The organism is Solirubrobacter pauli (assembly GCF_003633755.1).
Taxonomy (GTDB): domain Bacteria; phylum Actinomycetota; class Thermoleophilia; order Solirubrobacterales; family Solirubrobacteraceae; genus Solirubrobacter; species Solirubrobacter pauli.
On sequence record NZ_RBIL01000001.1, the window covers coordinates 1492432 to 1516294 of the forward strand.

At 73.4% G+C, this 23863-nt stretch carries 20 protein-coding genes; 11 read left to right on the top strand and 9 right to left on the bottom strand.

The window, feature by feature from the left end; all coding sequences use genetic code 11:
- Positions 1-6 precede the first annotated feature (6 nt).
- A complete protein-coding gene (locus tag C8N24_RS06890; protein WP_121249302.1) occupies positions 7-300 on the top strand; it encodes an Hpt domain-containing protein in 294 nt (97 codons plus the stop codon).
- On the opposite strand, the gene C8N24_RS06895 is transcribed toward C8N24_RS06890, so the two are convergent.
- The 5 genes from C8N24_RS06895 to C8N24_RS06915 form a co-directional block, all read right to left on the bottom strand.
- Positions 297-992: a DedA family protein gene (locus C8N24_RS06895; RefSeq protein ID WP_121249304.1), complete on the bottom strand. Its 696-nt coding sequence runs from the start codon at positions 990-992 to the stop codon at positions 297-299. The genes C8N24_RS06890 and C8N24_RS06895 overlap by 4 nt on opposite strands.
- A 32-nt stretch (positions 993-1024) precedes the next feature.
- Positions 1025-3580 carry a M1 family aminopeptidase gene (locus tag C8N24_RS06900; RefSeq protein ID WP_121249306.1) on the bottom strand — a complete coding sequence of 852 codons (2556 nt, stop codon included), beginning with the start codon at positions 3578-3580 and terminating at the stop codon, positions 1025-1027.
- Positions 3581-3665: 85 nt separating this feature from the next.
- On the bottom strand, positions 3666-4865 hold the full coding sequence (locus C8N24_RS06905; RefSeq protein ID WP_121249308.1) for a winged helix-turn-helix domain-containing protein: 1200 nt from the start codon (positions 4863-4865) through the stop codon (positions 3666-3668).
- A gap of 4 nt (positions 4866-4869) precedes the next feature.
- Complete coding sequence (locus tag C8N24_RS06910; RefSeq protein ID WP_121249310.1) at positions 4870-5607, bottom strand: ABC transporter permease; 738 nt, start codon at positions 5605-5607, stop codon at positions 4870-4872.
- Complete coding sequence (locus tag C8N24_RS06915) at positions 5604-6458, bottom strand: ATP-binding cassette domain-containing protein (protein WP_121249312.1); 855 nt, start codon at positions 6456-6458, stop codon at positions 5604-5606. The genes C8N24_RS06910 and C8N24_RS06915 overlap by 4 nt, the downstream gene beginning before the upstream one ends.
- Before the next feature lie 30 nt (positions 6459-6488).
- Between C8N24_RS06915 and C8N24_RS06920 the strand changes: the two genes are divergently transcribed.
- The 6 genes from C8N24_RS06920 (at position 6489) to C8N24_RS06945 (ending at position 11562) form a co-directional block, all read left to right on the top strand.
- Positions 6489-7112 (top strand): TetR/AcrR family transcriptional regulator, encoded by a 624-nt coding sequence (locus tag C8N24_RS06920; RefSeq protein WP_121249314.1) that lies wholly within the window; start codon positions 6489-6491, stop codon positions 7110-7112.
- 12 nt (positions 7113-7124) lie between these two features.
- On the top strand, positions 7125-8129 hold the full coding sequence (locus C8N24_RS06925) for a ribokinase (protein WP_121249316.1): 1005 nt from the start codon (positions 7125-7127) through the stop codon (positions 8127-8129).
- Positions 8126-8998, top strand: a complete 873-nt coding sequence (locus tag C8N24_RS06930; protein ID WP_121249318.1) for a metallophosphoesterase — start codon at positions 8126-8128, stop codon at positions 8996-8998. Before C8N24_RS06925 ends, C8N24_RS06930 begins: the two co-directional genes overlap by 4 nt.
- On the top strand, positions 8995-9414 hold the full coding sequence (locus tag C8N24_RS06935; protein WP_121249321.1) for an SRPBCC family protein: 420 nt from the start codon (positions 8995-8997) through the stop codon (positions 9412-9414). Before C8N24_RS06930 ends, C8N24_RS06935 begins: the two co-directional genes overlap by 4 nt.
- On the top strand, positions 9411-9740 hold the full coding sequence (locus C8N24_RS06940) for an ArsR/SmtB family transcription factor (protein ID WP_121249323.1): 330 nt from the start codon (positions 9411-9413) through the stop codon (positions 9738-9740). The genes C8N24_RS06935 and C8N24_RS06940 overlap by 4 nt, the downstream gene beginning before the upstream one ends.
- A 418-nt stretch (positions 9741-10158) precedes the next feature.
- Positions 10159-11562, top strand: a complete 1404-nt coding sequence (locus tag C8N24_RS06945) for an outer membrane protein assembly factor BamB family protein (protein WP_170178899.1) — start codon at positions 10159-10161, stop codon at positions 11560-11562.
- On the opposite strand, the gene C8N24_RS06950 is transcribed toward C8N24_RS06945, so the two are convergent.
- The 3 genes from C8N24_RS06950 to C8N24_RS06960 form a co-directional block, all read right to left on the bottom strand.
- Positions 11559-11852, bottom strand: a complete 294-nt coding sequence (locus C8N24_RS06950; protein ID WP_121249327.1) for a YciI family protein — start codon at positions 11850-11852, stop codon at positions 11559-11561. The genes C8N24_RS06945 and C8N24_RS06950 overlap by 4 nt on opposite strands.
- A gap of 72 nt (positions 11853-11924) precedes the next feature.
- Positions 11925-12431, bottom strand: a complete 507-nt coding sequence (locus tag C8N24_RS06955; protein WP_211339864.1) for a leucine-rich repeat domain-containing protein — start codon at positions 12429-12431, stop codon at positions 11925-11927.
- Positions 12432-12499: 68 nt separating this feature from the next.
- Positions 12500-14224, bottom strand: coding sequence for a DUF6909 family protein (locus C8N24_RS06960; RefSeq protein ID WP_147447671.1), 1725 nt, complete (start codon positions 14222-14224; stop codon positions 12500-12502).
- A gap of 65 nt (positions 14225-14289) precedes the next feature.
- Between C8N24_RS06960 and C8N24_RS06965 the strand changes: the two genes are divergently transcribed.
- From C8N24_RS06965 to C8N24_RS06975, 3 genes are read left to right on the top strand one after another with little or no spacing between them, the layout of a single operon-like run.
- The gene (locus C8N24_RS06965) at positions 14290-16788 is read left to right on the top strand and encodes a DUF6493 family protein (protein ID WP_121249331.1); all 2499 of its coding nucleotides are present in this window, start codon (positions 14290-14292) and stop codon (positions 16786-16788) included.
- The gene (locus C8N24_RS06970; protein ID WP_121249333.1) at positions 16785-17993 is read left to right on the top strand and encodes an SWIM zinc finger family protein; all 1209 of its coding nucleotides are present in this window, start codon (positions 16785-16787) and stop codon (positions 17991-17993) included. Before C8N24_RS06965 ends, C8N24_RS06970 begins: the two co-directional genes overlap by 4 nt.
- Entirely contained in the window at positions 17986-20409 is a 2424-nt protein-coding gene (locus tag C8N24_RS06975) for a DUF6493 family protein (protein WP_147447672.1), read from the top strand. The genes C8N24_RS06970 and C8N24_RS06975 overlap by 8 nt, the downstream gene beginning before the upstream one ends.
- On the opposite strand, the gene C8N24_RS06980 is transcribed toward C8N24_RS06975, so the two are convergent.
- Entirely contained in the window at positions 20391-21746 is a 1356-nt protein-coding gene (locus C8N24_RS06980; RefSeq protein WP_121249337.1) for an MBL fold metallo-hydrolase, read from the bottom strand. The genes C8N24_RS06975 and C8N24_RS06980 overlap by 19 nt on opposite strands.
- 70 nt (positions 21747-21816) lie before the next feature.
- Here C8N24_RS06980 and C8N24_RS06985 point away from each other — a divergent pair, with 70 nt between their 5' ends.
- Entirely contained in the window at positions 21817-23832 is a 2016-nt protein-coding gene (locus C8N24_RS06985) for an ATP-dependent Clp protease ATP-binding subunit (RefSeq protein WP_245971780.1), read from the top strand.
- Positions 23833-23863: the final 31 nt, after the last annotated feature.

Sequence of the window (23863 nt, forward strand, 5' to 3'; positions counted from 1 at the left end):
GGTGCCGTGCAGGAAGCGGATGAGCTGCAGGCGGTGATCGCGGCCATGTTCGCGAGTGCCCGCCCCCGGCTGCTCGCACGCGTCGAAGCGCTGGAGGCGGCCGTCACCGCCGACCTGCGAGAGCCCGAGCGCGCTGAGGCGTTGATCCAGGCGCACACGCTCGTCGGCACGCTGGGCACGTTCGGCCGCCCGGAGGCCTCCGACGCGGCCCGGCTGGCCGAGTCCGGCCTGGAGTCACGCGACCGCGACGTCGTGTGCGCCGCGGTCGAGCGCCTGCGCGCCGAGATCGAAGCCGGCTAGGGCCGCCGCGCCTGGCGCGAGGCGACGTAGTACTGGCGCACGAACACGACCACGATCAGCCCGAGCCCCAGGTAGAGGCCGTACCGGGAGATCGCTTTCGCGGTGTCCACGGCCTCCTGCCCGATCGCGTACCCGAGCCCGATGCACAACGCGATCCACAGCCCCGAGCCGATCGCGTCCAGCACGAGGAACTTCCACAGCTTCATCCGCGTCCAGCCCGCCGCCGCGTAGATCAGCACGTTCGGCACCGGCTGGAAGTACGCGATCACGATCGCGAGCCAGCCCCACCGCCGCGTCAGCCGCTCGAGCCGTTGCGCGCGCTTCTCCGCCTTCGGGTGGTTGCCGATGAACACGTCGATCGCCCGCCGTCCCCACCGTCGCCCGGCCCACCAGTAGAGCCAGTCGAACATCATCATCCCGGGGATCGACACCAGCACCACGAGCGGCAGCGACGCCTCGCCGATCCGCACCATCCCGCCGAGCGTGACCATCCCCGACATCGAGCCCTTGAGCAGCACGAGGATGTACGGGTGCGCCAGCAGCCCGGGCGTCAGCGGCATCAGCGCGAGCAGGTACAGCCCGCTGGCGACGATCGCGCCCATCAGGAACTTGTCCGCGGGCTGGGCCTTGCCCTCCCACGGGAGCGGGGACGGCTGCGCGTTGTTGGGCACGGCGGCCCCGTCCTCGCTCATTTGATCGAGGATAGGGCCGCCGGCCACGATGCCTACGGCTGCGTCGTCGACAGCGTGAAGGTCAGCGTCTTCGAGTACGTGCCCGTGCGCAGGGCGTCGGTCGCGCCGATCTCCTGCGTGAAGGTCGCGTTGACCTTGTCGTTGCTGGCCGGGCCCGTGTAGGCCTTGACCACGCCGAGGCCGCCGAGCGGCTTGGGCAGCGCGAAGGACCCGTTGACGAGGTAGCCGGGCTTGTTCGCGCTCGTGTCGGCCACCGACAGCGTCGCCTCGCCGGCCGTGGTGGTCACGGTCGCCTCGGTCGTGGCGGTGTACGTCTTGGCGAAGCCCGGGGTGAACGGCGCGAACGTGCCGGGCGCGCCGAGCGTCAGCGACAGCGTCGCGGGGACCGAGCCGTCGACCGTGCCGGTCGTGTCCGTGCCGTACGGCGAGCAGCCGCCGTTGGCGTCGTAGAAGCCGCCGCCGGCGAGGCCCGGGCCGGTGATCGTCGGCTTGTTGCCGGCGCCGGTGTAGGCCGTGTCCCACCACTGCTGGAAGAAGGCGTCGAGCTTGTTCGTGCAGCCCGCGGTCTTGACCGGCAGCCACTTCTTGTAGATCGCGATCTGCTGCGGCTGCGTGATCGAGCTGCCGCCGTAGGTGGTCTGGATCTCCTTCGAGGCCTTGTCGAAGTTGCCGGCGCCGAGGATCGCCCGCAGTGCGATGTACGCGCGGCCGGACCGGGTGTAGGTCTGCGAGCCGAAGAGGTTCGCGTTCGTCGGCTTGGACGGCGCGACGGCCCAGCTCGTGTTCGGGCCGTTGTAGGTGTTGTTGAAGCGCGTGACCAGCGAGGCCTCGAACGCCGCGTCACCGGCCGGCGTGCCGAGGCCGCCCGCGTTGGTGGCCGCGGTGCGGGCGGTGTTGTAGCCCTCGGACAGGTCGGCGTAGCCCTCCTTGAAGAAGGTGCGCTCGTAGATGTCCTCGGACACGTTGTCGCCCCACCACTGGTGCATGTTCTCGTGGTTGAACGTGCCGAAGCTGATCGAGCCGCCCTGGAACGTGATCTTGGTCTGCATCTCCTCCGCGAAGCTCACGCTCGGGAGGCCGATGATCACGCCGTTGGTGGAGAACGGGAACGGGCCGTTGAAGGGGATCTGGAAGTTCGTGATCTCCTCGTGGCGATCCATGACGGCCTTGTTGGACACCTTGCGCGTCGCGGAGATGCCGGCGGCCTGGGCCGTGTAGTAGACGGTGCCGCTGGGCGACACGCGCTCGGTCATCTCGTAGTTGCCGATCGAGTTCTCGACGAGGTAGTTGGCGATCGGCTCCGGCGACTTCCAGTGCCACGTGCGCGAGCCGCCGGGGAACAGGGCATCCGCGGCGTTGTCCGTGAAGCCGATCAGGCGGCCGTTGGAGATCGCGGTGCGACCGGTGCCGGTCGCCGAGTCCCAGTTCGTGGTGCTCCAGAACTCGTACGTCGGCTTGGACGTCGGGTGGTTGTTGAGCGGCATCCAGGCCATCGAGCCGACGGGCTCGGTGGTCATGAAGCCACCGTCGCCGGCCGGGTTCTCGTTGCGGAACCAGCCCTCGGTGGCGCCGTCACCGTCGACGTGGACGCCAGGGCGGCCGGTGTACTTGATCTGGACCTTGAAGTCCGTGCCGGCCGGGATCGGCGCCGAAGGCGTGATCACGAGCTTGGTGGCCGGGCACTGCAGGCCCTGGAGCGACGCCTCCGGGCCCACCGGGGCGCACGCGGGCGGGTTCGGGTTGCTCGCGCTGACCGGGTTGGAGTTCGACGCGGCGTGCGCGAGCGGGTTCGGGTCGTCCGGACCGTTCGGGTTGCCGGGGAACGTCGGCTGCTTGAAGGTGTAGGTGACCGGGACCCCGTTGATCGTGATCTCCTTGACCGTCAGGTCAGGGCCCTTGACCTCGGGGTGGGACGGATCGACGTAGCCGTTGGAGCGCTCGAAGTCGAGGCTGAACTCCGTCAGGCACTTGTCCGCGCGCTGCTGCAGGTCGACGTAGGTGCCGTCGAGGAACAGGTTCGAAGGCGCGTCGTACACCAGGTGGATGTCCGTATGCAGGCTCTTGTAGCCCGTGTTGCCCGTCTCCGGGTACAGGCGCGAGCCGGCCGGCTGCAGCGAGCGCCCGCCGGGGCCGCACTCGGCCGGGGCCTGCGCGGCGCGCGCCGTCGCGGGCCGGACGGGCGTGCCGCCGCCGATCAGGACCTCGTCCTGCGCGGTCGCGCAGCCGAGCGAGCCGTCGCCCTTGCCGTACGACGTGCAGGCGCCGAGGTAGTAGTTGCCGCGCTCGAGCGACGAGGGCAGCGCGACCTTGACGCGGTAGTCGGCCTTGCCGTGTGCGCCGACGTCCACCGCGGTGCGCCCGATGACGGCCGCGTCCGTGCCACGCCGGAAGATGCGCACCGTGACGGCGGCCCGCTTGGCGTGGCCGGTGTCATTGACGACCGTGCCGTTGAGCGTCCCGGCGGTGGCTCCGGCCTTGAGCGAGCTGAGCGACGACACCGAGACTCCCGGCGCCGCCTGCGCCGGCGCCGCGGCTACGCCCAGCGCGACCAGGGCGACGCCCAGGGCGCGCCTGCTTCGACGATCCATGTCTTTCTTGACCCCCTCGAACTTCCAACCCAGTGAGACGCGCGAGCATCTCGGCGATTGATGGGGGGACGATGAGAAACAGGGCCTAAGCCAGCTGTCCTAGCCAAATGTCGGGGGCGCTCCGCACCTCGATGTCCGTCGCTCCCCGCCAGGACGCGAGCCGCTCGAGCTCGCGCCGGATCGCCTTCGGCAGGCGTGCTCCGCGCGGCACCTTCTCCTCCGCGTGCACCGCGTGCGCGACCAGCACTCCGCGCTGGCGGTCCATCGCCAGGTCGGCGCGGCCGACGAGCCGGTCGCCGTCGAGGATCGGCAACACGAAGTACCCCCAGCGGCGTTTGGGCTTGGGCACGTAGATCTCGAGCCGGTGGTGGAAGCCGAACAGCGCCTCGGTGCGCGCGCGGTCGCACAGCAGGTTGTCGAACGGGCTCAGCAGCGCCGTGCGCGGCTTGAAGTCGTCGTCGCCCAGGCGCTCGACGTCCTCCGCCAGCACCCACCAGTCCTCGCCGAGCCCGTCGACGGCGAGCGGCACGATCACGCCCTCGCGCCGCAGCGCCTCGAGCACCGCCGGCATGTCGGGGTAGCGGAAGCGGGTGAAGTGCACGCGGATGTGCGGGGCGCGGGCGGCGCCGAGCGCGCGGATCGCGTGCACGACCGCGCGCCGCTGGACCTCGAAGCCGCTCAGCTCCTCGGCCGGCGCGTCGGGCGGCCAGCACCGCTCCATCAGGTCCCATACGCGCTGCGCCCCGTCCCGCCGCGCGATGCCGGCCTGGCCGGCGACCCACAGCATGTCGAGCATGCGCGCGACGGTGCGGCCGTTGGTCCAGCCGCCGGTGGAGGTCCACCCCACGTTCGCCTCGTCCTCGATCTCCCGTGCGCGCAGCGGGCCGTGCTCGCCCAGCCGGGCGAGGATGCGCGCGCGGAACTCGGGCTCGCCGTCCCACCACGCGCGCTGGCGCGGGTAGCGCGGCGGGTGGAAGGCGAAGCGGTGGATCGGCAGGTCCTCCGCGAGGACGTACGACGCCTCGTGCGCCCAGTACTCGAACAGGCGCCGGTCCTCGTACGCGAGCCGCTCGAACGCGCGCTCGTCGAACCCGCCATGGCGGCTGAACAGCACGAGCAGGTGGTTGCGGGCGACGACCGCGGTCGGATCGAGCTGCAGGCAGCGCAGCGCGCGCACGGTCTCGAGCAGGTCCTGCGCAGTCGGCTTGCGGCGCGGAGCCGGGCCGTCGAGGCGCTGGTTGCGGATGGCGAGCCGGCGGACGGCCTGGGGAGTGGCGCGGAGCACCCGCTCAACTCTGCCGGAACAGGTGCGCGGCCGCGACGCGCCCCGCGACGATCCCGACCGCGCACCACGCGAACGCGATCCACAGGCTGTCTCCCACGGGCGTGCCCATCGTGAGCGCGCGGACGCTGTCCACGATCGGTGTCACCGGCTGGTGCTCCGCGATCCAGCTGAGCCCGGCGGGCATCGAGTCGGCGGGGACGAACGCGCTCGACACGTACGGTGCGAACGCGGCGATGAACGTCATCGCGTTGGCGCCCTCGACGGTCTTGGCGAGCAGTCCGAACGCCGCCGCCACCCACGAGATCGCGACCATCAGCGCGAGCAGGAGCGCGGCCGCGGCGAGCCAGCGCAGCGGGTCGGCTTCCGGGCGGAAGCCGACGACCAGCGCGACCGCGAGCACCAGGCTCGTCGAGACGACGTTGCGGGCGACGGACGCGGCCACGTGACCCGTGAGCACCGCCCCGCCGGCGATCGGCAGCGTGCGGAAGCGGTCGATCACGCCGGTCGTCATGTCCATCGCGACGGCGACCGCGGTGCTCGCCGCGCCGAACCCGACGCACAGGACGATGATGCCCGGCACGACGTAGTCGACGTACCGGCCGCCCGCGTCGATCGCGCCGCCGAAGACGTAGACGAACATCAGCAGGATCGCGACCGGCAGCAGGATCGCGGTCAGCAGCGCGTCGACCGAGCGGACGCTGTGGCGCAGGCTGCGGCCGACGAACGTGAGCGAGGCGGTCATCGCGCCGCCTCCATGACCTCGCCGCCCGTGAGGGCGAAGAACACGTCGTCGAGGGTCGGGCGGTGCAGCTCGATCCGCTCCGCGTCGGGATGGTCCTCGAGCGCGCGGCGCACGTCGGCGGGCGCGTCGACCGGCACCCGGAGCGGCGGCCGGTCGGCGAAGTGCACCTCCAGCGTCTCGCTCGCCACGCGGGCCTTGAGCTCCTGCGCGGTGCCCTGCGCGATCACACGGCCGTCGTCGATCACCGCGATCCGCCGGGCGAGCCGGTCCGCCTCCTCCAGGTACTGCGTGGTCAGCAGCACGGTCACGCCCTCGCCCGCCAACGTCTGGACCGCGTCCCAGACGGCGCGGCGGCTGCGCGGGTCCAGCCCGGTGGTCGGCTCGTCCAGGAACAGCACCTGGGGTCGCACCACGAGGCTCATCGCCAGGTCGAGCCGGCGGCGCATGCCACCGCTGTAGGACTCCACGCGCCGGTCCGCGGCGTCGGCGAGGTCGAAGCGCTCGAGCAGGTCGTCGGCGACCGTCGGCTTCACCCCGCGCAGGCGGGCCATCATCCGCAGGTTCTCGGCGCCGGTGAGGATGCCGTCGACCGCCGCCTCCTGCGCGGTGAGCGAGATCGCCGCCCGCACCGCGGCCGGGTCGCGGACGACGTCGTGGCCGGCCACCCACGCCGCCCCCGCGTCGGGCGCGAGCAGCGTCGTGAGGATGCGGACCGTGGTCGTCTTGCCCGCGCCGTTGGGGCCGAGCAGCGCGAACACCTCGCCCGCCTCGACCCGCAGGTCCAGGCCGTCCAGTACGCGCTGCTCGCCGAAGGCCTTGACGAGCCCGTCCGCTTCGATTGTGTATGCCATACACATCAGTGTACGCCATACACTCCTCGTATGGCAAGAGGGCTCAACGTGGATCTCGTCGTCGAGGCGGCGGTCGCGATCGCCGACGAGGACGGCTTGGCGGCCGTCTCGATGGCGAGCGTGGCCAAGCGCTGCGGCTTCACGACGATGTCGCTGTACCGGCACGTGGCGAGCAAGGACGAGCTCGTCTGGCGGATGGTCGACGTGGCGCTCGGCCCGGCGCCCGCCTACGCGTTCGACGGCTGGCGCGACGGGCTCGAGCGCTGGGGCCACGCGCTGATGGCGCGCCTGCGCGAGCACCCGTGGGCGATCGACATCCCGATCAACGGGACGCTGCCGACCTACGCGCAGCTGTCATGGCTCAACCGCGGCCTCGAGGTGCTCGACGGCCACGGCCTGCAGCCGGGAGCGGCGGGCGACCTCGTGCTGCTGCTCAACGGCTACGTCTTCTGGGCGCTGCGGCTCGAGGTCGCCCTGGGCGCGCAGCCGCCGCAGCCGCTCGTCCCGCCCGAGCTGGACCTCGAGGACCTCCCGTACGTGCGGCGCGCGATGGCCGAGGGCGGCTTCGACGACGACCCGCAGCTCACCGCCGAGGACACCTTCCGGCTCGGGCTCAAGCGCACCCTGGACGGGATCGCGGGCGCGATCCCTTAGCCTGGGACCGCAATGGCCCGCGTCGTCGTCGTCGGTTCCATCAACGTCGACCTCGTGGTCGTGAGCGAGCGCCTGCCCGCGGCCGGGGAGACCGTCGCCGGCGGCACCTTCGCCAGCTACGGCGGTGGCAAGAGCGCGAACCAGGCGGTCGCGGCGGCGCGCCTGGGCGCGGACGTCGAGTTCGTCGGCGCGGTCGGCCGCGACGCGATGGGCGACGAGGCCGAGGCCGCCCTGCGCGAGGAAGGCATCGACGTCGCGGGCCTGGCCCGCGTGGACGCGCCGACCGGCGTCGCGCTGATCGTCGTCGACGCGCAGGGCGAGAACCAGATCGCGGTCGCCTCGGGCGCGAACGCCGCGCTGGACGCCACCGCGATCGCGACGCGGCTGGACGAGCTGCTCACGCCCGCCACGAACTCGCCGCCCACCGCCGCCGACACGCCCGCCGCGGCCCCGCCGCTCGCCGCCGCCGCCGCGTCTGGCACGCACTCGCCGCCCGCCCCCGGCCCGGGCGCGCCGGCCGCCCCCACGGGCGTCGTGCTGCTCGGCCACGAGGTCGGCGAGGACGTCGTGATCGCCGCCGCACGCGCCGCGGAGGCCGCCGGGTGGCCCGTCGTGCTCAACCCCGCGCCCGCGCGCGAGCTGCCCGGCGCGCCGCTCGCCGTGCTCACGCCGAACGCGTCCGAGGCGGCGCAGCTCACCGGCGAGGACGAGCCCGAGGCGGCGGCCCGCGCGCTCGTGGCGGCCACCGGCGCGGCCGTGCTGATCACGCTCGGCGCGCGCGGCGCGCTGCTGCTCGAGCCCGGCGGCGAGCCCGCGCGGCTGCCCGCGACGGAGGTCGACGTCGTCGACACGACCGGCGCCGGGGACACCGTCAACGGCGCGCTCGCCGCCGAGCTCGCGGCCGGCCGGTCGCTGCGCGAAGCCGCCGACTTCGCCCTGAAGGCGGCGGCGCTCTCGACGACCAAGCCGGGCGCGCGCGGCGGGATGCCGACCCGCGCGGACGTGGACGCCGCATGAGGCCGCGCGAGCTGCTCGCCGCCGTGCCCACGCCCGTGGCCGCCGGTGCCGCCGCGGTCGGGCTGGGGCTCGCGACGTGGGCCGGATGGGTCGAGCCGCGCCGGCTGGTCGTGCGCGATGTCGAGCTCGCGCTCCCGCACTGGCCGGCGACGCTGGACGGGGTGCGCGCCGGGGTGATGTCCGACCTGCACGCCGGCGTGCCGCACGTGGGGCTGGGCACGATCGCGCGGGCGGTCGACGCGCTCAACGCGCTCGCGCCCGACGTGCACCTCCTCCTCGGCGACTACCTGGACTCCAGCCAGCAGTGGCGACGCGACCTCGCCCCCGAGGCGATCGCCGAGCAGCTCGCGCGGCTGCGCTCGCCGCTCGGCACGTACGCGGTGATCGGCAACCACGACTGGCGCAACTCGGGTGACCGGATGTGGCGCGCGCTTGACGCGCAAGGCATCACGGTGCTGGAGGATCGCGCGGTCAAGGTCGGCGCGTTCTGGGTCGCCGGGCTCGGGGACATGCGCTACCGGATGCCGAACGTCGTGCACGCGCTGCGCGCCGTCCCGGAGGATGAGCCGGTGATCGTCCTCTCGCACGACCCGGACCTCTTCCCGCGCATCCCCGCGCGCGTCTCGCTGACGCTGGCCGGCCACACGCACGGCGGGCAGGTCGCAATCCCGCTCGTCCGCCGCCCGCTGCTGCCCTCGCACTACGGCGAGCGCTACGCCCGCGGGCACATCGTCGAGGACGGGCGCCACCTGCTGGTGACGAGCGGCGTCGGCACCAGCGGGCTGCCCGTGCGCTTCCTCGCGCCACCCGAGATCCTCCACCTCCACTTGCGTAACCCACAGGTTACGCGTAACCTTTCAGTTACATGAACAGCATCGAGCGAGAGATCATCATCGACGCGCCGGTCGAGCGCGTGTGGGACATCGTCACGCGCCCGGAGCACATGGGCGTCTGGTTCGGCGACGCGGGCGCCTCGCGCGCCGGCGACACGATCACGATGGCCTGGAAGGAGCACGGCGAGGCCGAGCTGCGGATCGTCCGCGAGGAGCCGCCGCACGTCTTCGCCTACCGCTGGGACGCGAACGACCCCGGCATCGGCGACACGCTCGTCGAGTTCACCCTCACCGCGGAGGGCGACGGCACGCGCGTGAAGGTGACCGAGAGCGGCTGGGGCGAGCTCCGCACCGGCGCCGACCGCCAGGCCGAGCTGCGCGACGGCAACACCCGCGGCTGGGCGGCCGAGCTCGGCGACCTGGAGCGCTACGCGCAGACCGTCACCGTGTGACCGAGGACGTCTTCACCGCCCTCGCCGACCCGACCCGGCGCACGATCCTCGACCTGCTGGCGACCCACGGGCACGGCACCGCGACCACCCTCGCCGCGGAGCTGCCCGTGAGCCGCCCGGCGGTCATCAAGCATCTCGCCGTCCTCGACCGCGCCGGGCTCGTTGTCGCGCAGCGGCACGGTCGCGAGGTGAGGTACGTCGTCCGGCCCGAGCCCCTCCAGGCGACGGCGGCGTGGATGTCACGACTGGCGGCGGACTGGGACGCTCGGCTGGCGGCGGTGAAGCGGCTGGCCGAGGCGCCGGACGCCGACGGCTCTCGCGGATGAGGATCACCAGCTGAGCGGCGAAGAAGAGCAGGCCGGGGACGGCCAGGATCCACAGGCCCTGGCTCGCGGTGAGGACCGTGAAGACCGCGGCGAGCGGCAGCGTCAGGAGCGCCACCCGCCTGCGTTGCTGGCCGAGGGTTCGCGGCATCCCCAGAGTTGTACTGGCGCGCCGGAGGGGTTGAAAGCCCCGATTGCCTACCTACATTGAGCGACTCGATCGCCGAGCGTCCGGGAGATGCGCTCGGCGAGGACAGCGTGCACGACGTCGCCGCCCAGCGGTTGGGGAGCCGAGCGGGCGCACCGTGCACCGCAGCCATGGCACGTCCGCTCCCTGTGTGGCCTTCGGCGGGAGGCGCGGCCACGCAGGGGGCGGACGTTGCCGCGCGTACGGCGGAACGCCTCGGGGCATAGGTCCTCGATGCGCTGGATCCCGCTCGTCCTCGCGGTGCTCGGGCTCGCCGCCGGCATAACGCTCCCGTTCTTCTGGGCGAGCGCGGCACCGGTGTGGCTCGGCGCCGCCCTGCTCGTGGTCGCGGGTGCGCTCTCGCGCCGGCTCGTGCCCGCGGCGGCCGCGCTGGTCGCCGCCGTGGTGCTCGTCCTCGCGCCGGGCCTGGTCAACGGGTACCGCAACGGCCAGGGGATCGCGTGGGCGGTGCCGGCGGGCGAGCGCCTCGAGCTCGCGCAGGAGGGCCTCGCCGTGACGCGCACCCGATCGGGGCTGCGTGGGCGGGACCTGCGCACGGGCGAGCGCCGCTGGGACCTGCGGCTGCCCGAGGGCGACGGCGACGTCCGAGTGTGGCGAATCGATGACCGGCTGATCGTCAACTGGTCGGATGACATCCTGCGTGCGGTCGGCGTCGACGACGGCAGGGAGCGCTGGCAGGCCGTGCCGCTCGACACGCAGCTCGTCGGCGTGACCGACGGCGAGCACGTCGCCGTCACCCGTTGCTCGGGCTTCCCGCAGTGCGAGATCCAGAGCCTCTCGCTGGAGACGGGGCTCGTCGTCTGGCGAGCGGACATCACCGGCACGGGCGACTACCTCGGCGTGCCGATGCCCGACCGCGGCGCCCCGCAGCGCGCGCTCGCGCCGTGGCGGGCGAGCTTCGTGCTCGTCGGCGACGACGAGCGCTGGCAGGCCCGCGACCTCGCGACCGGACGCGTGCTGGAGACCGGCAGCCACCAGGACGGGTCGACGGCGATCCACGGCGACGTGCTCGTGCGCTCGACCGACGACGGCGCGCTGCGCGCGACGAACGTGCAGACGGGTGAGGAGCTGTGGTCACGCCCACCCGGCGACGGGCGCGCGTCGCTGAGCCCGATCGTCAGCACGGACACGCTCGCCCTGCCCGAGGGCGTGCTCGTGCTCTCCGGCGACGGCTACGCCACCGACAGCATCCGCCTCGGCGAGCGGCTCCGGACGCTGAACACCCTCACCGGCGAGGAGCGCACGGCCAAGCTCGACACGGGCCACGGCCTCGTCGAGGTGCTCGGCTCCGAGCGCCCACGCGCCAAGCGGCCCGTCGTCCTCGCACGTGACTACGAGGAGGACGGGCGGCCGTCGAAGATCGCCGCCGACGGACGCACCTATGCCCGCGAAGACGTCCGCGACGTGCACGTCACCGCCGACCGGATCGGCTTCGAGAGCGACGGCCACACCTGGGGCACGGGCCGCGGCCGCGTGATCGAGGTCTTCGACCGTCGCAGCGGCAAGCGGCTCGTGCGCCATGCGGCCCAGGACGCCGACATCCGCACGCAAGGCGACGCGCTCGTCATATCCGAGGGCTCCGACGAGGAGCTCGTCCAGCGCGTCGTCTCGCCCTAGCCGCGCAGGAACGCGGCGCTGAATCCGCGCAGCTCACCCGTCGCGATCCCGGACGCGATCGTCGGGTCCTCGTTCATGTACGCCCGCGCGGCCTCCTCGTCCGGCGCCTCGAACACGCAGACGCCGGTGTTGATCGTGCCGAGCGTCGGGCCGGCGAGGATCAGCGAGCCGTCCGCCAGCCGCTTCGTCAGGAGCTGGACGTGCTGGCCCCACACGGCTTGCTCCTCCTCGGTCATCGTCGCCGCGAAGTCCTCGCGCGGTGCATGGATGAAGTAGATCCACTGGTCCATGCGCCGGACCTTAACCCGGCGCCCGCGATCGTCGCTACGACGTTCCGTACACTCGGCCGTAAGCGTTCGTAATCACTCGGTCAGCACCACGCACCCGCGGGCCAACAGCTCACCCGGTGGGTCGTAGACCGCGTTCCAGCGCAGGTCGAGCTTCTCCAGGCGCGGGAGCTCGACGATCCAGTCGGGGACGGACTCCAGGCGGTTGGCGCGCAGGTCCAGCAGGCGCAGCTCGTGCAGGTCGCGCACCGTCTCGGGCACCGCGGTGAGCGCGTTCGTGCGCAGGTGCAGCTCGCGCAGCTTCGGGAGCCGGAGTGGCGGCACCGACGTCAGGCCCAGGTCCAGCGCGCGCAGCTCGATCAGGTTCGGCAGGTCGAAGGCGGGCAGCGCGGGGAGCGGGTTCTCGCTCACGTTCAGGTACGTGAGCGAGTCCGGGAGCGCGGGCACGGCCTCCAGCGCGTTGTCGTGGATGTAGAGGATCTCGAGCCGGGTCAGCGCGGACAGGTCGGGCAGCGCGCGCAGCGCGTTGTGGCCGAGGTCGAGCGTGCGCAGGCCGGTCAGGGAGCCGTACCAGTCCGGCACGGCCTCCAGCCCCAGCTCACACGTGTAGAGGCGCTCCAGCTCCGGGTCGGGAGCCGCGAGCAGCCCTCTCAGGCGTCGTACAGCCCCTCCAGCGACAGGATCCGCCGCATGATGGCCACGCTCGAGGCGTAGGTCGAGTCCAGCCCGTAGTACGAGAGCCCGCGAGCGCCGAGCGTGCGCGCCTGCGAGTACGGCGTGTCGGAGGCGTAGTGGATGATCCCGAAGTCGATCGGGAGCTTGGAGAAGTTGACCGCCTCCCCGCTCGGGTAGCGGTCGGCGTCGGCGATCTCGTAGACCGCGTTGCAGAACGGCCCGGCCTCCATCTCGACCACGGTGTACGCCTCGCGGTAGTAGAAGTCGAGGTAGTTGCGGTTCTGCAGGAACGTCGACTTGACGGTGACCGCGCGCTGGTTGTCGAGGCCGCTGCCGAACACGAGGTAGGGCGCGACGTCGTCGAACGTGAACGCGTTGTCGAGCCAGTAGGTCGAGCCGGAGTGCTCGTCGTGGATGACCCCGCTGATCAGGACGTCGCCGACGTCGGCGTTGAGCGTCGCCGCCTTGCCGAGGACGTAGACGCCGCGCAGCGTGTCGTGCGCGGTCGTGATCTCGCGCAGGATGTTGTAGGCCGCGAGGCCCAGCGGGTACTCGATGTTGACCACGACGCCGTTGGCCCGCGCGAGCTTGTCCGCGTCGATCGGGCCGAGCCGCGTGTCCAGCCCTTCCGGATCGAGCTTCGCCAGGTCGATCACCTGCGCCGAGACGCGCAGGCCGGTGCGTGAGGAGATGTGCGTGATGCCGAGCTCGCGCTCGGCCTTGCGGCGGCGGTCCCACGCCTCGCCGTCCTCCGGCTGGCGCTCGTAGAACAGCCGCGCGCCGTAGTAGAGGAAGTTCTCCCACGAGCCCTCCGTGCGCCCTTCGCGGAAGTCCCCGAGCTCCTCGACGAGGTAGTCGGGACCCTCGGACTCCACGAACGCGACGATCTCGTCCTCGCTGACGCCCGCCTTGGTCGAGACCAGGTTCATCAGCGAGTGCGTGTTGGAGGAGACGAAGTACATCGGCTTGTCCGACAGCGACTGGTCGGTCAACCGCGCCCGGACCGGCGCCCACCAGCGACGGGTGAGCCGTTGGTAGCCGGCCTGCGAGCCGCCGAGCATCCGGATCCGCAGGTTGAGCTTGCGGTCACGCACCTCGCTCACGAATGCGGCGAGCCCGTCGGGCCAGGACTCGGCGACGCGTGCCCAGTCGCCCTCCGAGCCCCCGCACGCGGCCGCCACGGCGGCCGGGTCCGGGTCATCGGCAACGGCGGCCGCGCGCATCAGCGCGTGCAGCTTGTTCCACTCGAGCTGGTAGGCGACGAGCGACGGGATCGCGTCGTCGAGGTCCGACGTGGACGCGAGCAGCACGGCGAGCGTGCCCTCGCCGTTGTCGAACCAGCGCCGCCGGCGCGCGGGCGCCTCCATCGGCGTCCAGTCCTCGATCCGGCCGAAGCCCGCGCGCGCGAACGCCTCGGCCTCCTGGCCCATCACGACGACGTTCGCCCGCCACACCGACTCCGGGAGCCGCCGCAGCGAGTACAGGAACGCGCCCAGGTCGGGCTGCTCGAGGTCGTACGCGAGCGGGTGCAGGCTCGAGTTCATCGCGGCGTGCGACGGCTCGAGCACCCGCAGCAGCGTCTCGCCTGAGGACCGCAGCAGCGTCGTGTACGTGCGGTGGTAGAGCTCCACCTCGTCCGACGCCCGGTGGAGGGTCCCACTCGGCTCGGCGGACGGGACGCGAAGACGAGGGACGGCCATGCGCCATGACGCTACCGCACCCTCGGCTGCGACCCGCCACCCGCTCGGTGTGGAACGCTTCCCCGGTGCTGGGTGGGATCATCGAGCGCGATCCACGGCGGGTCGCGCGGGAGCTGCATGGCCTCACCGAGGCCGAGCGGCGCGCGCTCGCGCCCGAGCTGCTGCGGTACGCGCGCAGCCGGCCCGGCATGGAGAACGAGCCCACGGTCCACGTCGGGCTCGTCGGCACCGCGACCTTGAAGGAGATCCGCCGCTTCGGCGGCTGGTCCGCGTCGATGATCGACGCGGAGCACGGCCTCGCGGTGCTGCTGGACCGGCGGCCGAGCTGGCTGCAGGCGTACGCGGAGTGGCGGCTGACGGCCGAGTCGTTCGAGTCGCCGTGGTCGCTGGTGCGCGGCCTCGTGCGCGCGGGCGCGATCGAGCGGCCGGGCGCGCCGTACCTCAGCGCGCTGGTCCGCGAAGGGCGCAAGGCGTACTCGGAGGACCGCGGGGCGGCGGAGCTCGTCGCCGACGACCCGGAGCTGCTCGAGCGCGAGGTCTGGGACCTGCTCACGTCCGACACGGGCGACGAGTCACTGCGCGCCGCCGATGTCCACAACGAGTGGGCGCCCGGTGCGGGCTGGGGCGACCTGATGCGGGAGCGGCTCCCGCGCGAGCGCCTGCTCGACGCGATCCTCGACGGGCTCGCGAACGACATGGTCGCGTACCGGGCGACCTGGCACACGAAGCTGTGGAAGGACCTCGCGCCCACCGTGGAGGAGCGGGCACAGCGCGCCGACCGGCTGCGCGCGCTGCTCGGCGCGGCGGCAGAGCCGGTCGTGGCGTTCGCGGTCGCGGAGCTCGGGCGCGCGAAGGTGCGGGTGCCTGCGGAGGCGCTCAGCCCCGCCCTGGCCGCGTCCTCGAAGGCCACCGTGCGCGGTGCGCTCAAGCTGCTCGACCACGATCCCGGCGCGGCCACCATCGCCCTCGGCCACCCCGACGCGGCGCTGCAGGGCCACGTGCTCGACCGGCTCGAGCGCTGGGGGCTCGACGCCGCCGCCCGCGACGGGCTCCTGCGCCACTTGGACCTGCTCGCGGCGACGGTGCGCCCGCGGGCGGAGGCGCTGCTCGGCGTCGCGCTGCCGGCGGCCGAGGAGGTCGTCGCGGTCGACGTGTCAGGCATCCCCGAGGCGATCCGGGTGGCGCTGAACTTCGGCGGCCCGCTGCCGCCGGCGCCGATCCCCGGGGAGCCCCTGCTCGGCGAGCCGGTCGCGCCGATCGCGACCCTCGAGGAGCTGGCGGCGTCGCTGGAGGAGCGGCACGTGTACGGCCCGCCGTTCCCGGAGGCGGAGCGCCAGCTGGACGCGATCCTGCGCCACTGCGGCACGCGGGAGCCGTTCGACGGTCCGCTGGCGCCGCTCGTCGAGCCGTTGCGGGAGCTCGTGGCGGACGGCTGGCTGGTATGGCCCCGCGGCGTCGCGGCGTCGTGGCTGACCGGCACGGAGCCCCGCCTGCGGGAGGAGACGAAGGCGGTCAGCTACCTCCGCGTCGCCGTGGTCGGCACGCGTGCGGCTCGGGGCGAAGCCGGCCCGCTGCTCGCGCTGCCCACGCACGCGGGCGCCTGGATCGACCCGCGCGTCCTCGTCGAGCGCGTCGCCGCCGCGGGCACGCGCGTGGACGAGATCGAGCTGGCGCAGGCGTTCCTGCGGCTCGCTCCGGATCACCGCGCGGACGCGCTCGCCGCCGCGGCGGACCTGCCCGGCGCCGCCGGTGCGGCGGTGCGCTGCGCGCTCGGCGGCGAGCCCGTGGACGGCGGCGGGTGGGCCGCGGACGCCGCGCGCGCCGTCGCCGGGATCACGCCGATCGAGGTCCACGTCGAGCGTCACTCGACGCAGTGGGGCGAGCGGTTCCGCGCGCGCGTCACCGGCCCGGGCGGAGATGGCCCGCTCGGCGAGGCGCTCGGCGACGTGGCCGGCGACCGGTTCTGCGACAGTCACGACTTCCCGGCGCGCAGCGACCTCGCCGCGGCGGCCGCCATCGGGAGGATCAGCCAGTACCTCGACGGCACCGAGGCGGTCGCGACGGCGGGCGAGCTGCTGCCGCGCCTGCTGCCGGCGCGGGAGCCGATCGCGCCGCTGACGTTGCGCTTCCTCGTGCTCGCGCTGGGCTCCGGCGCGCCGGTCGAGCACCTGCTCGCCGTCGACGTCTTGATCGCCGCGATCGAGGACGGCCGCGTCGACGCGCTCCCGCCGGAGGACGTCGACATGCTCAAGCCGAACCGGCTCGCCGCGCGGTTGACCACGATCGCCGAAGCCGGTCCGCTGCACCGCGCGGTCGTGCGGGAGCTGCTGGACGCCTCCATCCACCTCGTTCCCGCCCGGTCCGGCCCGCTGCTCGTGCTCTTCGACGAGCTGTGCGCGCAGACGGGCGTCGGCCCCACGCACGCCCGCGCGCACCTGGGCACGCTCAAACACAAGGCGGCGAAGGCGCTGCTCAGGCGCGAGGGCACGCCACCGCCGCAGGAAGCCCAGCTCGCGCTCGCCGCGCGCGTGCGCCGGGCACGACGCTGGATGGAGCGCACATGATCGAGCACGCCTACCTCTACCCCGCGCCGTCGACCGCGACGGCCGACGCGCTCAACCTCGCCACGAGCGGCGGCGTCGCCACGCACCCGCACCTCTTCCGCGGCGAGCTGAACGACCCCGCGATCCACGCGAGCGCGATCCTCGCCGTGGCGCGCACGGCTCGCGCCCGGTTCTTCGAGCACGGCAAGGTGATCACCGACCCGGTCGTGACCTGCCACGCGGACCGGATCCGCTTCGAGGCGCTCAGCTCGTGCGCGGGCGTGTACGCCCGCCACGACGCGATGCTGAGCGGCGCCGACGGCGAGGTGCTGCGGGTCGGGGTGACCAACGTGGACGTCAACGAGGCCACGCGCGGCGTGCTCGCCCGCGTCGGCGGCGGCGGTTGGCTGCACCTGGCGGTCGGCGAGGACGAGGTCCAGGTCGCCGGCCCGGGCGGCGTGGCGGTGGAGCGCAAGGTCGCGCTGCCGACGCGCTGGGTGAAGGGCTTCGGCGAGGTCGGCGTGGCCGCGCGGGCGCTGCAGCCGGGGTTCGAGCTGCCCGGCGTCGTCGCCCAGCGCTTCCTGCGGGCGGCGTTCCCGCGCACGCGTGAGGTCTCCCTGATGCCGGGTGGGCGGTGGTCGGTCGCGGGCGGCGCCGGCGCGGTGGCCGTGCGCGACCCCGAGCGGTTGAAGCTGCTGGAGCCGCTCGCACGCTTCGGCACGGGGCTGCGCGTGTGGGGCGGGCCGACCGGCGTGAGCGCGTTCACGCTGCAGCTGGGCGCCGCCGGCGCGTTCACCCTGGTGCTCAGCCCGGCCAAGTCGCGCGGGTTCAGCGGCGAGGGCGGCACGCTCGCGCCGCTCGCGGCCGAGGCGTTGCAGCCCGCCGCCGACGACGCCGAGCTCGACCTCGCCTGGCAGCCGCGCCTGGCCGGCGCGCCGGAGGTGCTCGATGTGCTCGCCGCGCGCGGGCGCGCGGGCTTCGACCTCGACGCCGGCGCCTACTTCCACCGCGATCTCCCGTACGACCTCACACAGGTCGAAGCGCTGCACCCACGGCTGCAGGCGGCGCGCAAGCTCGTGCCCGAGGTGCGCTGGGAGGGCGACCACGCGTGGGTCGGCTCCTACCGCGTGGTGCCGCCGGCCTGCACGTGCGAGTGGTGGGCGCGCCATCGCGGTGAGCGCGGCCCGTGCAAGCACGTGCTGGCGGCCGAGCTGGCGCGTGCTTGAGGCGGTCGTCGCGGGCGACGCGACGCGCGTTGCCGCCCAGCTGCACGGCTTGTCGGAGTCGGAACGGCGAGCGGTCGTGCCGGAGCTGCTCGGCCTGTTGAAGGCATTGCGCAAGCCCAGCCACTACACGTCGGTCCTGGACGCGTCGGGGCAGCCGCAGGAGGTGGAGTGGGCCGACCACCGCGGCTGGGAAACGCACATGGATCAGGAGCGGGCGGTGCATACCGGGCTGCTGGCGAGCGCGACGTTGAGCGAGTTGCGGCGCGCGCGGATCACGTTCGTCGCCCACGACGACGCGCTGGCGATCCTGCTCGATCGCCGACCTCCCTGGATGCAGGAGTGGGTCGAGCTCTACGACGGCTGGGCACTGGGCCACGAGTTGGTCACCCGCAGCCTCATCGAGCGCCCGACCGGCTACTACGCGGGCCTACTCCGCCAGTCCGCGAGCTGGGCGTTGGCGACGTACCCTGAGCTGCTCGAGCACGACGTCTGGGCGCTGCTCAACTACGTCGGCGAGGACAGCCTGCGTGCCGCCGACGACAACGGCGGCAGTGGCTGGGCGGACGCGCTGCTGGCGTGCGCCGCCGATGGCCGGCTCCCACGTGCCCGGCTGCTCGACGCGACCCTCGACGCCCTCGCCGGCGACATCGACGCTTACCGCGCTGTCTGGTTCACGCGGTTCTGGCGCGCGCTCGCGCCCACGCGCGAGGAGCGGCGGGAACGGGCGGAGCGACTCGCGGCGGTGCTCGCCGCGCCCGCCGCGTCGGCGGTCTCCTTCGCGGTCACCGAGCTCCTGCGCGACGACGCCGCGGTGCCCACACGCGAGCTGGCCCCGGCGCTCGCCGCCGGCCCGAAGGGCACGGCGCTCAAAGCGCTCCGGTTGCTCGACCGCGCACCCGATGCCGAAGCCGCGGTCGTCGCGCTCGCCCACGTGGCGCCAGAGGTGCAGGCGGCGGCGCTGGACCGGCTGGAGCGCTGGGGCGTGGAGCCGGCGGCGCTGGAGCCGTACTTCGACGGCCTCGCGGCCACCCAGCGCCCGCGGGCCCTCGCCCTGCTCGACGGAACGCCGGCGCCGGCCGTGCAGGACGAGGCCGTCGACGTGTCGGGCATCCCCGAGGCGATCCGTCTCGCGCTCAACTTCGGCGGGCCGGTGCCCGAGGCACCGGTGGCGGGCGAGCCGGTCCTCGGCGCCCCGATGGCGCCGATCTCGCTCGCGGAGGCGGCTCACCGCGTCGGGACGGCGCTCGTCGACCACGAGGCACCCGAGCACGAGGACGAGTGGCTGCTGGACGCGCTCCTGCGGTGCTGCGACGAGCCGACCGCGTGGGACGGACCGCTGCGCCCGTTCGCCACGCGGCTCGACGATCGCTGGTCAGAGACCGTGCTGGCCGTCGCGGCGGCGTGGCGCAGCGGCCAGGCGCGCGCACGCTTCTACGAGCCCGGCCTGTGGGAACGACGCCTCCTCGCCGCCGAACGCCGCGCCGCGGCGGGCCAGTCCGCGCCCCTGCTCGCGCTGCCCACGCACGCGGGCGGCTGGATCGAGCCCGTTGCGCTCGTCGAACGCCTCCGCACCGTCGGCGACACCGCCGACGAGGACGAGCTCGCCCAAGCCATCCTGCGCCTCGCCCCGGAGGGTCGTGCCACCGCACTCGCGGCGGCGTCCGACCTCCCGGGCCGAGCGGGCGCGGCCCTCCGCTGCGCGCTCGGGGGAGCGCGCGTCGACGGCGACCGCGCGGACGAGCTCGTCGCCCGCCACGTGCGCGTCCCCGCGCTCGAGCCGCGACTCGGCGTCGAGGTGCGCGTCTGGGACATCCCGGACTACGAGTACGACCATCGCGACTGGATCGTGACGGCAAGCCCGGTCGACGAGCGCGAGCCGCTCAGCCAGCTCGGGGCGCGCGCGGCCGGCCACGACTTCCGGACGACGCCGCTCGACTGGCCGGCGCGGCGCGACCTGGCGTGCGCGGAGCCGTTCGGCCGCTACGGGCAGTGCGCGCCGCTGCTGCTGACGCTCCTGCCCTCCAGCGAGCCGCTGCCGCCGCTCGCACTGCGGCTCGCGCTCGTGTCGCTCGCTCACCAGGATGAGGTGGTGCGGCTCGCGGCGACCGATCTGCTGATCGCCGCGATCGACGACGGCCGGGCCGACGCGCCCGCGCTCATCCCACACCTGCGCGAGGATCTGCCGCTCCTCCTGACGAACCGGCTCACGCCGCGCTTCACCGACATCGCGGCCACGGGCGTGCTGCACGCGGTCGTCGTGCGCGACGCGCTTGCCGCCACGATCGACGTGGTGACCAAGCGGCCTGGCCCGCTGCGTCGGTTGCTCGGGGAGCTCGAGGCCCAGACCGAGGGCGTCGATCCGGCACCGTTGCTGCTCGCCGCGCAGGTGCGTCGCGCTCAGCGCTGGATCGGGTAGCCCGCGCGGCCCCAGGTGCCGACGCCGCCGTCGACGACGTGCAGCACCTCGCGCGCGCCCAGCCGCTGCACGAGGGAGGCGCCGACCGCCGCCCGCTGCCCCGACGCGCAGATGACCGCGACGGGCGTGTCCGCGTCGACGGGCAGGTCGTGGAGGTCGTGGTAGGGCACGAACACCGAGCCGGGGATGTGGCCGGACTCCCACTCGTCGCGCTCGCGCACGTCGAGCACCTGCAGGCCGTCGCGGCGCTCGTGCAGCTCGTGGACCGTGATCCGCTCGATCGAGGCGACCGGCAGCTTCTCCTCGCGCCAGCTCGTCATGCCGCCGGCCAGGTAGCCGGCGATCCGCTCCACGCCGACCGCCGCGGCCAGCTCGGCGGCGTGCAGCGCGTCGGCGTCGTCGCGGCCGACGAGCACGATCTCCTCGTCGGGCCCGGCGATCCACGCCAGCCGCGTGCCGAAGCCCGACTGCAGCATCGTGTTGCAGATCGCGCCCGGGATGTGGGCGTCGTCGAACTGGAGCGAGGTGCGCACGTCGATCACGGGCGCGTCGAGCGTCTGGATCTGGCGCGGCGTGAGCGGGTGCGCGTCGACCGTCCGGCGGTCCAGCGGGCCGCGGTTGATGGCCACGATCGCCTTGAAGTTCGGCGGCTGCGGCCGGAGCGCGCTGGTCGCGCGGGCGACGAACTCGTCCTCCTCCCCCACGCCCAGCAGCGCGTTGTGGCGGCGCTCGAAGCCGATCGTCGTCGACACCTTCAGGTCCATCGCCGGCCCGCCGCAGAGCGAGCCGCCCAGGTGCCCGGGCCAGACCTCGACGTCGTCGCCGAGGCTGAGCAGCTGCTCGTGCAGCGAGCGGAAGATGTCCCGCGCGCCGTCCTCCTTCTCCACCGCGAGGTCGGGCCGGGCGATGTCGCCGACGAACAGCGAGTCGCCCGTGAGCACCGCCCACGGCTCGGCGCCGCGCGCCGTGTCGATGAGCGCGAACGCGGTGTGCTCGGGCCGGTGGCCGGGCGTGTGCAGCGCGCGGACGACGACCGCGCCGAGCGCGAGCTCCCAGCCGTCGTCGAACGGCTCGTGGTCGTAGTCGGGCGCCGCCAGCCGGTGCACGTGGATGCGCGCACCCGTCGCCGCCGCCAGGCGGCCGTGGCCGCTCACGTGGTCGGCGTGGTTGTGCGTCTCGAGGATGTGCTCGATCTGCACGCCGAGGTAGCGCGCGACGCGCAGGTACTCGCCGATCTCAAGCCGTGGGTCGACCACCGCCGCGACGCCCGCGGACTCGTCGCCGATCAGGTAGGAGGCGCACCCGAGGTCCTCGTGGGCGATCTGCCGGAAGATCACGCAGCGAACCCTACAGACGTCAGTGTCCGCAATCACATTGCATGCGCAAGCAACCGCTATCTTAGTCTGCGTGACTGAGATTTTTGACACCACTCCCACGCTCTGCGCCGTCTGCGGCGAGCGGCCGGGTACGGTGCGCATGGTGTTCGCGGCGGGCCCTCAGCGGCGCACCGCGGTGCTGTGTGAAACGTGCGCGGCCGAAGTCCGCGACCGCAAGCCCGCTGACCCGACCCGCTCCAAGCAGCAGGGCGCGCTCAGCGAGTTCGGCCGCGACCTGACCGCCGACGCGGCGGCAGGGCGGGTCGATCCGGTCGTCGGCCGCGACGACGAGATCGCCCAGACCGTCGAGATCCTCGCCCGCCGGCGCAAGAACAACGCCGTGCTGATCGGCGAGGCCGGCGTCGGCAAGACCGCCATCGCGGAGGGCCTGGCCCTGCGCATCCACCAGCAGGACGTCCCGGAGACGCTGCACGGCACCCGCCTGGTCGCGCTCGACCTCAGCGGCATGGTCGCCGGCGCGCAGTTCCGCGGCCAGTTCGAGAAGCGCCTGAAGGAGGCGCTCGAAGAGGCCAAGGACGGCAAGACGGTGCTGTTCATCGACGAGCTGCACACCGTGCTCGGCGCGGGCAACGCGGAGGGCGGCATGGACGCGGCCAACATCCTCAAGCCGCTGCTCGCCCGCGGTGAGCTGCGCATCATCGGCGCGACCACGCTCGCCGAGTACCGCAAGATCGAGCGCGACTCCGCCCTCGCCCGCCGCTTCAGCGCGGTCACGGTCGAGGAGCCGTCCGTCGAGGACACCGTGACGATCCTGCGCGGCCTGCGCGGCGCCTACGAGAAGCACCACGCCGTCATGATCGACGACGCGGCCCTCGAGGCGGCGGCGCGGCTGTCGGACCGCTACATCACCGAGTACCACCTGCCCGACAAGGCGATCGACCTGATCGACCAGGCCGCCGCGCGGCTGCGGCTGACCGGCGCCAAGGACCTCACCGGCGAGATCGCGGACGCGGTCGCGCACGAGGACTACGAGCGCGCGGCGGAGCTCAAGCGCCGCCAGGGGTCCAGCGGACCCGTGGTCGTCGGCGAGACGCAGATCGCGTCGGTCGTCGCCGACCGCACCGGGATCCCGGTGGGTGAGCTGGTCGCGGGTGAGCTCGAGCGCCTGAACGAGCTCGAGGCGGACCTGCACGAGCGTGTCGTCGGCCAGGACGAGGCCGTCGAGGTCGTCGCGGACACGATCCGCCGCGCCCGCGTCGGGCTCTCCGAGGGCGACCGTCCGCTCGGGAGCTTCCTCTTCCTCGGCCCGACCGGCGTCGGCAAGACCGAGCTGGTCAAGGCGCTGTCGGAGCGGTTGTTCGCGACCGAGAAGGCGCTCGTCCGGATCGACATGTCCGAGTTCCGCGAGCCGCACACGGTCGCGCGGCTGATCGGCTCTCCCCCCGGCTACGTCGGCTACGGCGACGGCGGGCAGCTGACCGAGCCCGTGCGCCGGCGCCCGTACTCCGTGATCCTGCTCGACGAGATCGAGAAGGCGCACCCCGAGGTCTGGAACGTGCTCCTGCAGGTGATGGACGACGGCCGCCTGACCGACGGCGAGGGCCGCACGGTGGACTTCACCAACGCGGTGATCGTGATGACGTCGAACCTGGGCGCGGGCAAGGCCAAGCGGGGCATCGGCTTCACGGCCGGCGAGCCCGCCGCCGAGGCGCAGCGCATGGAGGACGCGGCCAAGCAGGCGTTCCTGCCGGAGTTCATCAACCGGATCGACGAGATCGTGACCTTCGACGCGCTGAGCGCCGACCAGGTCGAGCGGATCGCGGCCCAGATGGTGCAGCGCGTCGGTGACCGCCTGGTGGTCGAGCGCGACATCAACCTCGACGTCGCCGACGAGTACATCGCCCGGCTGGCGCGCGAGGGCTTCGACGAGGCCTACGGCGCCCGCCCGCTGCAGCGCCACATCCGCCGCACCCTGGAAAAGACGCTCACCCGGGCGATCCTCGCGGGGGAGATCTCCGAGGGAGACCGCGTGCACGTGACCGAGGACGGCGCCCTGATCGTCGAGCCGCTGCACGCGATGGTCTAAAGCTCCGACCATCGCCGCCGATCACCGGAGG